The sequence below is a fragment of the Pedobacter sp. L105 genome (assembly GCF_009765875.1).
Lineage (GTDB): Bacteria > Bacteroidota > Bacteroidia > Sphingobacteriales > Sphingobacteriaceae > Pedobacter.
The window spans coordinates 584,205-597,716 of record NZ_LMUP01000009.1 but is presented as its reverse complement, the minus strand read 5'-3'; the positions used below and the strand labels follow the sequence as shown (position 1 = coordinate 597,716).

Annotated in this window: 14 protein-coding genes; 7 read left to right on the top strand and 7 right to left on the bottom strand. The window is 40.2% G+C overall.

The features are described from left to right. Nucleotides 1–15 precede the first annotated feature (15 nt). The 3 genes from mdcA to GSQ84_RS20965 all read right to left on the bottom strand — a co-directional run bounded on the left by mdcA (nt 16) and on the right by GSQ84_RS20965 (nt 3,403). Complete coding sequence (mdcA, locus tag GSQ84_RS20975) at nt 16–1,653, bottom strand: malonate decarboxylase subunit alpha (protein ID WP_158799292.1); 1,638 nt, start codon at nt 1,651–1,653, stop codon at nt 16–18. Between the two features lie 32 nt (nt 1,654–1,685). Continuing rightward, nucleotides 1,686–2,624 (bottom strand): malonate decarboxylase subunit epsilon, encoded by a 939-nt coding sequence (gene mdcH / locus GSQ84_RS20970; protein WP_158799291.1) that lies wholly within the window; start codon nt 2,622–2,624, stop codon nt 1,686–1,688. A gap of 116 nt (nt 2,625–2,740) precedes the next feature. Further along, nucleotides 2,741–3,403 (bottom strand): FadR/GntR family transcriptional regulator, encoded by a 663-nt coding sequence (locus GSQ84_RS20965; RefSeq protein WP_158799290.1) that lies wholly within the window; start codon nt 3,401–3,403, stop codon nt 2,741–2,743. A gap of 228 nt (nt 3,404–3,631) precedes the next feature. On the opposite strand from GSQ84_RS20965, the gene GSQ84_RS20960 reads away from it, so the two are divergent. The 4 genes from GSQ84_RS20960 (at nt 3,632) to arsB (ending at nt 6,212) form a co-directional block, all read left to right on the top strand. After that, complete coding sequence (locus GSQ84_RS20960; RefSeq protein WP_158799289.1) at nt 3,632–3,961, top strand: helix-turn-helix transcriptional regulator; 330 nt, start codon at nt 3,632–3,634, stop codon at nt 3,959–3,961. A gap of 60 nt (nt 3,962–4,021) precedes the next feature. After that, a complete protein-coding gene (locus tag GSQ84_RS20955) occupies nt 4,022–4,579 on the top strand; it encodes a DUF6428 family protein (protein ID WP_158799288.1) in 558 nt (185 codons plus the stop codon). Nucleotides 4,580–4,614: 35 nt separating this feature from the next. After that, a complete protein-coding gene (locus tag GSQ84_RS20950) occupies nt 4,615–5,046 on the top strand; it encodes an arsenate reductase ArsC (RefSeq protein WP_158799287.1) in 432 nt (143 codons plus the stop codon). 83 nt (nt 5,047–5,129) lie between these two features. Next, a complete protein-coding gene (gene arsB / locus GSQ84_RS20945; protein ID WP_158799286.1) occupies nt 5,130–6,212 on the top strand; it encodes an ACR3 family arsenite efflux transporter in 1,083 nt (360 codons plus the stop codon). 163 nt (nt 6,213–6,375) lie between these two features. Here the strand turns inward: arsB and GSQ84_RS20940 are convergent, their stop codons facing one another. Genes GSQ84_RS20940 through GSQ84_RS20930 form a run of 3 tightly spaced genes read right to left on the bottom strand, consistent with a single transcriptional unit; the run spans nt 6,376 to nt 10,348 of the window. Then, nucleotides 6,376–7,671: a TolC family protein gene (locus GSQ84_RS20940; protein WP_158799285.1), complete on the bottom strand. Its 1,296-nt coding sequence runs from the start codon at nt 7,669–7,671 to the stop codon at nt 6,376–6,378. Between the two features lie 16 nt (nt 7,672–7,687). Next, nucleotides 7,688–9,268, bottom strand: a complete 1,581-nt coding sequence (locus tag GSQ84_RS20935; protein WP_158799284.1) for a DHA2 family efflux MFS transporter permease subunit — start codon at nt 9,266–9,268, stop codon at nt 7,688–7,690. 30 nt (nt 9,269–9,298) lie between these two features. Next, nucleotides 9,299–10,348 (bottom strand): HlyD family secretion protein, encoded by a 1,050-nt coding sequence (locus GSQ84_RS20930; protein WP_158799283.1) that lies wholly within the window; start codon nt 10,346–10,348, stop codon nt 9,299–9,301. Between the two features lie 148 nt (nt 10,349–10,496). On the opposite strand from GSQ84_RS20930, the gene GSQ84_RS20925 reads away from it, so the two are divergent. After that, nucleotides 10,497–10,949 (top strand): MarR family winged helix-turn-helix transcriptional regulator, encoded by a 453-nt coding sequence (locus GSQ84_RS20925; RefSeq protein ID WP_158799282.1) that lies wholly within the window; start codon nt 10,497–10,499, stop codon nt 10,947–10,949. Between the two features lie 118 nt (nt 10,950–11,067). Further along, nucleotides 11,068–11,208 carry a hypothetical protein gene (locus tag GSQ84_RS20920; protein ID WP_158799281.1) on the top strand — a complete coding sequence of 47 codons (141 nt, stop codon included), beginning with the start codon at nt 11,068–11,070 and terminating at the stop codon, nt 11,206–11,208. A gap of 6 nt (nt 11,209–11,214) precedes the next feature. Here GSQ84_RS20920 and GSQ84_RS20915 read toward each other — a convergent pair whose 3' ends face one another. Then, complete coding sequence (locus GSQ84_RS20915; RefSeq protein WP_158799280.1) at nt 11,215–12,570, bottom strand: sensor histidine kinase KdpD; 1,356 nt, start codon at nt 12,568–12,570, stop codon at nt 11,215–11,217. Between the two features lie 353 nt (nt 12,571–12,923). Here GSQ84_RS20915 and GSQ84_RS20910 point away from each other — a divergent pair. Beyond that, nucleotides 12,924–13,512 (top strand): hypothetical protein (locus tag GSQ84_RS20910; protein WP_158799279.1); only part of this gene is annotated, 589 nt, incomplete at its 3' end.

Here is a 13,512-nt window from a genome sequence, read left to right as displayed (position 1 = left end):
AGACGAAAGGTTAGATTACCAGTTTTTGAATTTTGCCGGCGGGTTATATAAACCTCCAGACCATTCTACCAGTTCCTGTACAGTTTTAGCAGCTAACAGGGAACGTTTTGCTTCCGTACGCTGTACCCCCAGATCTTCAGGATAAGCTACCACGCCTTTTTCTCTTAAAGAACGGATGATACCGGCGTTTGCGGTAAGCCCAACAGGTGTTACCCCGGCAATAGCACTCAATGCCTGGCGGCGTTCCTCTTCGCCCTCTGCTTTATAGATGTAAGCCACGCCTTCTTCTGTGACCACATGGGTAACGTCGTCACCATAAATCATCACAGGGGCAATATCCAGATGGGCTTTTTTGGCTACTTCAATGGCATCCAGGGTTTCAACAAAAACCGGTGTATTGCCATTCTGGAAAGTTTCTACAGTTTGTACTACTAACTTGCGTCCCTTAGCCAGTGGATCATTTGTAGTGATCATATCCAGCCAGGCTTCAGACGAATGTCTTCGCCCCCTTGGGTCATGCCCCATGTTCGGCGCGCCGCCAAAACCTGCCAGCCTTCCGGAGATCACAGTAGATGAATTTCCATTCCTGTCTATCTGCAACGTAGAACCTACAAACATATCCACCGCATACTGCCCGGCTACCTGCGCAAAAGCACGGTTTGAACGAAGGGACCCGTCTTTACCGGTAAAGAAAACATCAGGTCTTGCCGCGCAGTAGGCTTCCATCCCTACCTCGCCTCCAAAACAGTGTACTGTGTCTACCCAACCACTCTCAATAGCAGGGATCAGCGTTGGATGAGGATTTAAAACCCAGTTGGTAGCAATTTTGCCTTTCAAACCTAATTTTTCTGCGTACGTAGGCAGCAGTAATTCAATAGCAGCAGTATTAAAACCTATACCATGGTTCAGTGTTTTTACCTTGTGTTTTTCATATACACCACGGATAGTCATCATACCAATCAGAATATGTAATTCTGTAATTAATTTAGGATCACGTGTAAATAGTGCTTCTAACTGATAAGGTTTATCGGCCTCCACTACAAAGTCTACCCATGAACCCGGAATATCTATCCTTGGCAGTACGTCTACGATTTCGTTTACCTGAACAATGACAATTCCATCTTTAAAAGCTGTTGCTTCCACAATGGCAGGCGTTTCTTCTGTATTGGGACCTGTGTATAAATTACCGAAACGGTCGGCCTTATCCGCAGCCACCAGAGCCACGTTAGGGATCAGATCAATGAATAACCGGCCATACAATTCCAGATAAGTGTGGATACCGCCAATTTCTAATGTATTATCCTCTATCATTTGTGAAACACGAAGGCTTTGAGGCCCTGAAAATGAGAAATCTATCTTTTTTGCAATACCTTTTTCAAAAACATCCAAATGTTCGGGGCGTGATATGCTGGACATGATCATATGCAGGTTGTTTACCTTTTTAGCATCGACCTGAGCCAATGATTCTGATAAAAAAGACGCCTGCTTCTGGTTATCACCTTCCAATACCACACGGTCTCCAGGCTGAAGCAAATGCTCCAGTGCTTCCACTATGTTCTCTTTTTTGAGCACTGAATTAGTTGTTAAATGTGCAATGCTTTTAATCCTGCGTGCTTTTTCATCGCGCTTTGTAGTCCATGACGTTCCAGACATTTTAACCTCCTGTTATTTATATGTAATTGATATTAATTTTGTTCATGCTGATAGTTGTTCCATAACCAGACAACGGTATCGATATTTGTTTCTTCCAGTTCTATCACCTGCGCTTCAGGAAAGGTTGACCCAGCCATTTTTGACAGTACTCCCGAAGGAGCCATTTCTATAAAAATCCTTGCGCCCAATTCATAAAGCAGCGTAGTGGCGTCATACCATCTTACTGTTGCAGCCACACTTTTCCATAAATCGGTTTTGATCGCTTCCGCGGTTTTTAATAACCTGCCGTTATGATTGGATGCATATGGAATTTGTGGTTCTGATAACTGCAGCGGGGCTAATTGTTTTGCCAAAGCCACTGATACATCATCCAGCAAGGGACAATGTGAGGGCACTGATACATTGAGCAGCTGTGCTTTTCTGATGCCGGCTTTTTGTAAGGTTATTATCAGGCTATTCAGGCTTTCGATTTCCCCTGCTACCACCTGCTGATCAGCAGTATTGATATTGGACAGGTAAACTTCCGGATGAGCGGCATTGTGCTCTTGTATATAAGCCTGCAGGCGCGTTGCTGAGAACCCTACCATTGCCGCCATTCCATAACCTTTAGGGTAGGCTTGTTCCATCAGCATTCCCCGTTTATGCACTAGCCTTAATGCCTGCTCAAAAGATAGCACCTCAGCTACAACTGCGGCAGCAAAGGCACCTACAGAATGTCCGGCTACATAATCTGCTTTAATACCTTTAGCCAATAGCCTTTTTGCAGAAACCACACCAATAATCAACAGGCACAGCTGCACGTAGACTGTTGATGTTAATCTTTCTTCCGTATCCAGGGTATAAACAGACACACCCAATACTTTTTCAGCGATGCCGAAGATCTCCGCTACTGCAGGATCATTTAAAGGAAGTTCCTTTAACATACCTGCTCTCTGAGAGCCCTGACCCGGAAATAGAAAAACAGTTTTCATATTTAATTAAGATCTATACATCAGTTCATCTGATGATTTGAGTGAAAAGATGTCAGATTTATTTATAAATTACCACCACAATACATCAGTTCATCTGATGACTATAGTTAAACCTTTTAAGGTTTTTTGTGCATTGTTAAACTTATTTTAACTGCTTTTTCAGTATCCTGTTCAATAATACTCTCCAATAGTTCTTTATGCAGCAGCGTTAAACGATGCATAGATATTGGGGCTGCATATTGATCACCAATAGATTTTTTTAGCTGTTGTTCTGCAAAGGTTTTATATAATTCTACCAGTATTGGGTTCTTACAGGCCTCTGCAATACTGATGTGAAAATTGATATCTTCTTCCAGCCAAAGTGCCAAATTGTTCTGATCTGCGGCTTTATTCCTTTTCTCCAGGCAGCTTTGTATATTTGCTATATCTTTTTTTGTACGGTTAAGCGCTGCTTTTTCAACAATCTTAAGTTCAAGCAACTCCCGGACTTCCTCTACATCTTTATCCCTTGCTGTATGCAAACGTTTTGATAATGGTTCAGCTACCGTATTTTTTGAAGCTACAAAAGTACCTACCCCCTGCTGTACCCGCACCGTACCAATATTTTCTAATTTACGGATAGCTTCCCTGATGCTGGATCGTCCTACTCCAAACTCTTTCATCAGTTCAGGTTCAGTAGGTAATTGCTGCTCCAGTTTATAAGCACCAGATACAATCTGTTCCTGCAATCGTTCTGCAACTACTTCTGAAAGGCTTTTTCTAACAATTAATTCACTCATATTGATCCTATCATCTGATGACTCAAAGGTATAACCCAACGCTTATATTTCATAGAAAGTATTGTTTAAGTTATGTCATTAAATTATTCTTCCTATCAGATGCTTTCAGGACTATTAGCAGTCCCTGTAGAAGGTTCATATTATTTAATCCATTTTACAATGTTTTAGAGTGATTTGTTATTTCATTTGGAGCACACTATTATTAATCGTAATATTGCAATATAGATTATGGGACTTACAAAATCAGAAATATTTACTGAAGAGCAAAACAGACTGGCTGTATTGTTGAAAGCAATGGCCCATCCTGCAAGAATAGCTATCCTACAATACATCATTCAGTCTAATGCTTGTATTTGCGGAGATTTAGTAGATGAGTTAGGATTGGCGCAAGCCACTATCTCCCAACATTTGAAAGAGCTGAAAACTTCAGGGATAATTCAAGGTACTATCGAAGGTGTCTCCGTATGTTATTGCATCAACCCTGTTATTTGGGCAGATCTGCGAAAGCAGCTTTCAGGCTTTTTCGATTCTTACAATTTTAAAACTGGTTGCTGCTAAAAAAATTTGGACAAATAGATCGTAATATTACAATAGAATCAGACAATATAAATCAATATTATGGATAAATTAAAGGCAATAAATTGGAAAACTTTTAAAGAAGCCTTGGAAGAAAATCCTGCCCTGACATTGCAATTTCAATATGCAGAAAATAAATGGGTGGACGCTTCTTACCATATCACCGAAATAAAACAGGCTCCGATTGTGTCTGTAGATTGTGGCGGCGTGATGAATAGCTGGACAGAAATCATCGTACAATTGTGGGAACCTCAAAATGAAGATCAGGACAGAGCGATGGACGTAACTAAAGCCTTATCTATCATAAACCTTGTTGAAAAATCACTGCCTCTAAATCCACTGGGCACAGTTAAAATTGAATTTGGGAATTCACAATTTGATACCAGGCAGATGTTTCCGAATAGTTTTATCATTTCTGAAGGAAATCTGATTATCGACTTGCGTCCTGACGCGGTACAATGTAAAGCCATTGAAAGAGGTGGAAGTTGCGGCATTACAGCCGCTGGTGAAGAATGTTGTGCTCCTGAAAAACCTAAAGTAGAATTAAAAAATCTGGCGATAACCGGAGATGTATGTACACCAGGCTCCGGATGTTGTTAAACTGATTAAATGAACGGATTAAAGCAAGAAAATAGATGAAAAACATATTAGTGTTATGTACAGGAAATAGTTGTCGTAGCCAATTGGCAGAGGGATACCTTAGGTACTTTGCCGGAGATAAAGCAACGATCTACAGTGCAGGAATAGAAACACATGGTGTAAATCCAAAGGCAATCCAAGTGATGGCAGAAGATCATATTGATATTTCTGGCCATACGTCAAACCATGTGGATGAATATCTATCTATTCAATTCGATGATGTGATTACTGTTTGTGATAACGCAAATGAGGCTTGTCCGTTTTTCCCCGGTGGTGTTACACGTTTCCACGAAAATTTCCCCGACCCTGCAAAAGCAACTGGATCAGCAGAAGAAATTATGGATGAATTTAGAAGGGTCCGCGATTTAATTAAAGTTTATTCATTGAATTTTGTTCAGACACAAATTAAAAATCAGGTTACGCCATAGGGATTCATTGCCCTTATCCTCTTTAGATGATTATTGTAAAACAGCAATAAACAATTGTATAATATCCAACATAAAAAAAATCAATGTCAGCTAACATTTGCGCACCGGCTAGCGAAAGAAAAAAGCTTAGCTTTTTAGATCGCTTCCTCACTTTATGGATTTTCGTAGCAATGGGAGCAGGAATTTCTATAGGATTCTTTATTCCTTCCTCTTCTGGTTTTATTAATTCTTTTTCAAGCGGCACTACTAATATTCCACTCGCTATTGGTTTAATTTTGATGATGTATCCCCCATTGTCGAAAGTGAAATATGAAAAAATGAGAGAAGTATTCAAAGACACTAAGGTATTGTCCGTTTCATTGCTGTTAAATTGGATTGTCGGGCCTTTTCTGATGTTTTTTCTGGCAATTACCTTTCTGAGGGATTATCCTGAATATATGACTGGACTGATCTTGATCGGACTTGCAAGATGTATTGCAATGGTGGTGGTATGGAATGAACTGGCTGAGGGAAACAGGGAATATGCAGCTGGCCTTATTGCCTTAAACAGTATTTTTCAGGTATTGCTGTATGGTGTGTTAGCCTATGTCTTCATCACCGTGCTTCCTCCATATTTTGGATTAAAAGGTTTGACAATTCATATTACTATCGGAGAAATTGCTAAAAGCGTAGGTATTTATCTTGGGCTTCCTTTTGCGATGGGTCTCATCACACGCTATAGCCTGATCAGTTTAAAAGGTGAAGAATGGTTTCAAAACAAATTTGTACCCTTTATTTCACCAATTACCCTTATCGCACTGCTATTTACCATTGTGATCATGTTTAGCCTCAAAGGCGAATTGATTGTTCACATTCCAATGGATGTAGTAAGGATTGCTATCCCATTAGTGATCTATTTCTCCATTATGTTTGTATTTAGCTTTTTCGCCGGACGTTATTTCGGAGCCGACTATTCAAGGAGTACTTCGATAGCGTTCACCGCAACGGGAAACAACTTCGAATTGGCTATAGCAGTTGCTATAGGTGTGTTTGGAATAAATTCAGGTGAAGCGTTTGCAGGTGTTATTGGGCCTTTAGTTGAGGTACCTGCTTTGATTGCGCTAGTGAATTTAGCTTTTTGGTTCCGAAAGAAATACTTTAAGGCCGTACCAAATAATATTGCTTAGTATAATTGTAAATAAAAAAGACCTCATTTATAATAATCCTGGTTAGCTATTGTAATGCCCCGATTAAGTCAATTAAGGACCAGTGCAATATCCAACCAGGACGCTGAAAAAATTAAATCAGGATTAAAATATCATTTCACGGTTCCAAGAATATGTGCTTAGCTTACCAGTATTGAACTCCGGTTAGCCTCGCCATTGCGAGCTGTGCAATACAAAGCTGATATTCATACTGCAGGTGGGTTAATTCTGCCCGCTGAACGTTAGTACTGGCGTTGGTCAGCTCCAAATTTGTTCCAATCCCATTTCTATATCTGCTTTGCGCCAGCTTTTGTGCTTCCTTAGCTTCCTGGATCTGTTGCGCCGCGTTGACCAGACTTGATTTGTTGCTGTTGATATCTATCAATGCCTGTTGAATATCTTTTCTATAGGTGTTATTTAATGTTTCTTCAGAGAGTCTCGTTTGCAGGACCTGGCTTTTTGATAAGCGTACTTGTTTTCTAGCTCGTCCGCCCGCATAAATAGGTATGTTGAGGGTAATCCCTGCTGAATAGTTGAACCTGAACTGGTCAATCTCCGGTGTATAACCATTGGCGTACCCTGTCCCTGCATTTAAAGTTAAAGAAGGTTTTCCGTTGGTGCGGCTTACTTTAAGGTCGGCCTCGGCCTGCAGGATCTTGTCTTTGATCAATTTAAATTCCGGGTTACTGTTCTGTGCATTTTCCAATGCTTCATCTGTATTTTTGTGGTTTTCTACAGGAAAGACAAAATCTGAAGATCTAAGAGTTACTTTACTGCCTGTGGTATACTCCATCAAGGCATATTGTTTATCCAGGCTATTTTGCAAGTCTATTTTCCTATTACCTTCCTGATCGATATTCGATTGAATAGAAAGTACGTCATATTTTAAAGCATCCCCATTTTTAAATTTTACTTCCGTATCTTTTTTATTGGCGTCGAGGAAGTTAATTACGCTATCCTGAATAGCAATCGCTTCTTTATAATAGGCTATCTGGTAATAAATACTGCTTACCTGGAAAGCCATTTGATTACGATTGTAATCCAGGTTATCCTTAGCATATTGGAGGCCAGTTTTTGCACGGTCTACTCCTGCTTTTACCACACCAAAATCCCAAAGTGCATAACTGGCATTCACCATGGTACTATAATTATTGTTAGGCATAATTTGGAAATTAACCACCTGGTTTGCCAGGGGAAGGTTAATTTCGGAGACAGGATTCATATACCGGTAACTCCCCGTGGCCTCTACAGAAGGAAGCCCCGCTGCTTTTGCCAGTTCAATGCGCTGCTGTTCTACATCCAGCGCCTGGCCCAGTTCTTTAAACTCCGGGAAATAAACAAAGGACTGGTTGATTAGTGTTTTAAGATCTGTTGTGTTTTCCTGAGCACGCAAGGCTGAAGAAACAGAAAGGATAAATATAATAGTGAATAATTTTTTCATGTTTTTTTGATTAATATTAATGCGCCGCTGCAGCTACCCTTGCCCTTGTTTCTGCATCCATTGTTTCATTTTTAAGCAGCAGCATAAATGGAATTGTGCAGACAAAGAATAAAGCAATCAGCAGGAAACCATCCAGGTAGGCCTGCATCTGTGCCTGATTAGATACACTATAATCCAGAGAACTGTAAGCAGCCTGTCTGGCCAGGTGAGGGTTAATACCTTTGGCGATCATTCCATTTGTTAAACCATTGATCCGTTGTATCAGTAAAGGGTTATTTCCCTGAAGATTGGATACCAGATCCGAACGGTGAGTGGCGAAACGTCTGGTGGCATATGTATTCATGATAGCTATACCGAATGCTCCGCCCAGCTGGCGAAACATATTATTCAGTGATATCCCGTAAGGCATGTCCGAGGGTTTTAGTCCTACTACGGCCTGACTTAATAAGGGTACTGTCAAACAGCCTGTTCCTACCCCGCGGCAAATCTGAGTAATGATAAACCACCATTTATTGGCATCAGGAGCAGCCTGTGAGGCAGTATAACCATGCGCAATGAACAGGGCAAATCCCAGCGATACGAAATAAATAGGCTTAACCCCTTTACCCAAACCGGCACCAATAAAAGGCATAGCAAAAATGGTAACCAATGCACCTGGAATCATAGATAGCCCTGCTTCTGTGGGTGTATAACCCATTACCCGCTGCACCATTACCGGAAAGAGATAAACCGAGCCAAACAAACCAAAACCACAAACAAAGGTGAGTACATTACTGCCGATCAGGTTACGGCTTTTCATCACCCTTAAATTGATAGCCGGGTTTTTAGTATGCAGTTCCCACCAGATAAACAGGCCTAAACCAGTTACTACCGCAAGGCTCAGGTAACGGATCAGTTCATCTTCAAACCAATCGTCAGACTGTCCTTTTTCTAAAATATACTGCAAAGCGCCAATACCAACGGTAAGTGATAGAATACCTACATAATCAATTGGGATAGATTTTTTATCAATATTGTATTCATCAGGTTTTCTGTCCACAAACTTCCAGGTAAGCAATGCTGCCGCAATACCAATAGGAATATTGATATCAAAGATGAGTGCCCAATGGTAATTATCTACGATATAACCGCCCAGAATAGGGCCAATAGTTGGCCCAATCACGATCCCCATCCCGAAGATACCGCCCGCGATACCTTTCTCTTCTGGTTTAAACTGGTCGAACAATATCCCCTGCGAAACAGAGAGCAGTGCCCCACCTCCTATTCCCTGCATAAAGCGCCAGAATACCAGCATCCAAAGCGATGATGAATTGCCGCACATATAAGAAGCAAAAGTGAAGATGATGATAGATACCAGATAGTAATTCTTCCTGCCAAAATATCTGCTTAAAAACCCCGTTAAGGGGATAATGATTACGTTGGCAATTGCATAAGCTGTTACTACCCATGAAGCATCCTCCAGTGTTGCCCCCAGTGTCCCGCTGATATTGTTCAAGGCAACGTTGACAATAGAAGTATCGATCAACTCCATGATCGCGGCCGTGATACAGGTAATCACAATGATTATTTTAATGAATTTATTTTTATTGCCATCCATTTTCTGAGGTGTTTAGTAAAGAATAATCATCTATTTTACTTTTACATCCACGTCCACGCTTAATCCGGCTTTCAGGATATCTTTCAGCGTTTCTGCTTTGTCAATAGTAATTGTGACGGGAACCCGCTGGGTAACTTTTACAAAGTTCCCTGTAGAATTATCCGGAGGAAGCAAAGAGAATTTTGCACCCGTCGCATCACTAAAACCAGCAATTTTACCGGTGATATCCTGGTCGGGATATCCATCGATGACAATCTTTACCGTCTGACCAACTTTCATGTATTCAATCTGCGTTTCTTTAAAGTTGGCCACGATCCAGTATCGGTCGTTACTCACTACACTAAATAACTGCTGCCCTTGTTGCACAAACTGGCCTGTTTTAAGATTCGTCTTGCCTACCTTTCCACTAGCCGGTGCGATGATCTTTGTATAAGTAAGATTGAGCCTGGCTTGGTCGAGCGCAATTTCCTTTGCCCCTATGGTAGCTTTTGAACGCTGGATCTGGGCTTTGGCACTTCCTGTTTGCATACCGGCCTGCTTAAGCTTGCTCTTGTTGGAAACCAGCATTTGAACTGCTGTCTGATAAGAAGACCTGCTTCTTTCATATTGACGCTGTGTAATAGAACCTTCTTTGAATAAAGATTCGTCGCGGGCAATGTCCCGTTTAGCCTGTTGCAGCGTCACTTCTTCCACACTGATGTCCGCAGCAGCCACATCTTTATCAGATCCAATGGTAGGAAGTTTTGATTCGGCGCTAGTCAGATCGGCCTGGGCGGCTAAGAGATCAGCTTCTGCCTGTTTCACTGCCAGCAGGTATTCGCGGTCGTCAATTACAGCAATGGTATCTCCTTTTTTAACCTGCTGATAATCCAATAGTTTAAAATCACTAATATATCCGGACACCCTGCTAAGGACAGGTACCGAATTAGATTCTATCTGGGCATTATCTGTATCTTCATATTTTAGCGCGTGGCCGATTTTTGTAAAGGCGATATAACCTAATACAATAACAGCTACTCCAATAAGAATTGGTTTTAATACTTTACTGGTTGGTGACGGGATTTTTTCTTCTGGTTCCATAAGTCATATTTAACACCACAAATGTAAACTTAGTTGACTATATTAGTCAACTAAGTTTACATTATTATTTTACAAAATTATCAAAATGATATTGGTATGACATTTTAATTTTACTGTAATAGTTGAGATTTAATCCTAATTTTACAACATGGAACCGATTGATGATAACGAAAGATTAATGTTTAGGTTAATCTATTATGTTAAACGCCTTACTGATAAATGGGCAGTTTTACGTTTGCCAGAAATGACGGCTGTAGATTTTAACGTGACCTTTTTGCCTTATTTTATGAATATTGGAAACACTGGTATTTCCAATCACGAACTGGTGAACAAGATAAAAGTAACCAAACAAGGTGTTAGCAAAACGGTAAAAGAATTGGAAAATTTAGGTTTAGCCTATACCGGGAAAGATGAAAATGATGCAAGGTCAATTATGATTTACCTGACTGAAGATGGCAAAGCTTTATATGCAGCAGTAAAAAAAATGGCAGATGAGTTATCCCAGGAATATATTAAATTGGTTGGAGCAAAAAAATACGATAGTTTTATTGATACCCTGATAAAAATTGCGAGTTTCCACGAGGGCCTTGATCAATCATAACGTGCATTTACTGTCTCGCAGCGTTCAAAATTATAGCTGAATAAATTTTCTTCATCATGATTAGTACCGTAGGGACAATGAACAAGATTTTTACAGCAGTGACCTGCGTGATAGCTGGATGGCCAAAGCCAAAAGTAGCACACCGCAATTGATAGAAAAAATTAACCATCCGGTTGGAGTAGTAAAACTGGTTCATGATCAGGCTGCTTTCCATGGATGGAAAGCGTCAGCTTCAGGAGCTATAGATAGAGTTGTTTAATGCAGGCTATTGTAGTGGCATAAAAACAAAAAAGCTGGAACCCAATCCCATATCACTTTTGAAATCTATCCTGCCTCCCTGCCGCTCTGTAAATTCCTTGCACAAAACCAGGCCTAAGCCAACTCCCCTTTCATTATTGGTACCAAATGAGGGTTCAGACTTAACGGAAAAAATCTTTTGCTGCTGATCTTGCGACATACCATTCCCGTTGTCGTTGACGGTTATTCTACATTCGTCTGCTATTATTTGGGCGTCTATAGTTATCAGGCCTCCATATGGGGTAAACTTCACCGCGTTACTGATTAGATTGCGTACCACCAATTGAAGCATATCTACATCAGCTATGATCACCAGTTGAGGTGAAATGTTATAGCTCAGGATGATATCCTTTTTTGAGGCATGTGTTTTTTCCATTTCCAGGGTACCTAAAAGTACGGTAAGGAGATTTACTTCCAGCAAATGTACTGAAGGGCCTTCCATTTGTGATTTCGACCAATACAACAGATTAGAAAGCATTTCCATAGCATTATCGGTGGCTTTGAGCAATGATTTTTCCAGTACCGGGCGGTCTGCACTCTCCACATCATTTTCATTCAGTAACAATAGGTAGTTCTGTATATTCATCAGCGGCATCCGCAGGTCGTGCGATATGATCGACATCAATTTATTTTTTTCTGCGTTACTTTTTTCCAGCAGATCTTTTTGCACCAGGATCTGTTCCTTGCTGATCTCTACGGCCAGTGTTTTTTCTTCAGCAGCTTTCTTCTCTTTATCATAACTCTGCCTGATGAATTTAATGATGATATATATCGCCACTACAGGGATAGGAAATGCTGTAACCCTATCAATAAACTGCCCCCTGCCCGCAATAAAAGGATGTTTTACCAAAAAGGGATACTCAAATTCAATAATGTGTAATATTAAAAAACATAACAAATACATCATTAGCCATTTGGCGTGCTGGCTATAAGGTGAAATGGCAAATACGAGTAACAGATATACAGGCCATATTAAATCGGTAGACCCGTCAATACCCGAATTTGTAAAATAATTGACGGAAAAGATTAAGATACCCATCAACCCAAATACCGCGTTATTATACTGTTTGCCATGAAATCTGGAGTAATAATACTGGTAGAAAAAAAACAAGCCGAATATTAACGCGGATAGAGAACCAGTATATAGACCTTCATAAAAATTATAAGGAACGTAGATACCATTCAGAATTATTAAACCGATACTGATAGAATGAAATATCCTGGTTTCCAATGGGAACATCGAAGGGCTCCCTATCAGCTCAAACCATAAAGTACTTTTTCTTTTTATAGATGGATGGTTTAAAATACTGTCGAATTTTAGCATGCAAAAATTTTAAGGCGGATTCTTCTCAACTTGGAGATTAATAAATGACTAATATAACGCAGAATTAGGTGAATTTACTTAAAATGCTGAAATCAATTCAGCATATTGTAAACTGTTTCATTAAATGGATCTTTTAAATTAGCTATCTGTTATTTCATATCCGGAATAGTACTGGCGATCGCTCAGTACTATTATTTTCCTTTGTTCACAATTAAGAATCAGAGCTCATCAGCACTCTAAATTCGGCTCATTTTATCTGAGCCTAACCAGCTATAAATGAAGATGATATTAAATGAAAATAAATGAACCAAAAATGAATTCATTTTAAGATGAATACATTTTACAATTGCCGGATGAAAATAAAAACTTTTAACATAGTCCTGCCATTGAGTATAAAAAAGGGATTGATCCTTTTTGTTATCGTTATTGGTTTAGGGGCTCCGGCATATTGTCAAACCCTCTATGTAGATGCTGCTAAAGGCCGTAACGGAGCGAAAGGAACAGTTGATGCCCCGCTGGCAAGCCTGGAAGAGGCCGTCAGAAGAACCCATGATTTCAAAGGAAACCAGCCTGTAGTGATTCGTTTAAATCCAGGCCTTTATGTGATTAAGAATAAACTAGATATCAAAACAGCTGGTGGAACAGGGAATAACCAGCCTTATAACATTGAGGCAGTCATTATGCCTGGGGCTGCTGGTTATGAACCTTACAAAATGCCTGTCATTCAATCCGTATGCGGTACTAATGATACCTTACAGTTCCCCCATTGCGAAGCTTTATTGGTAGAGAAAAACAATGTGCACATCGCAGGAATCAAATTTGTGGGTAATCCGAATCCTGAAGTCCATACCTATTACCCGATCAGAAGGGCCGATAAAACACTCAAAGGGCTTTCAGTATCACAATGTTATTTTATAGGGGAGAAAAACTCATCGGCAATTC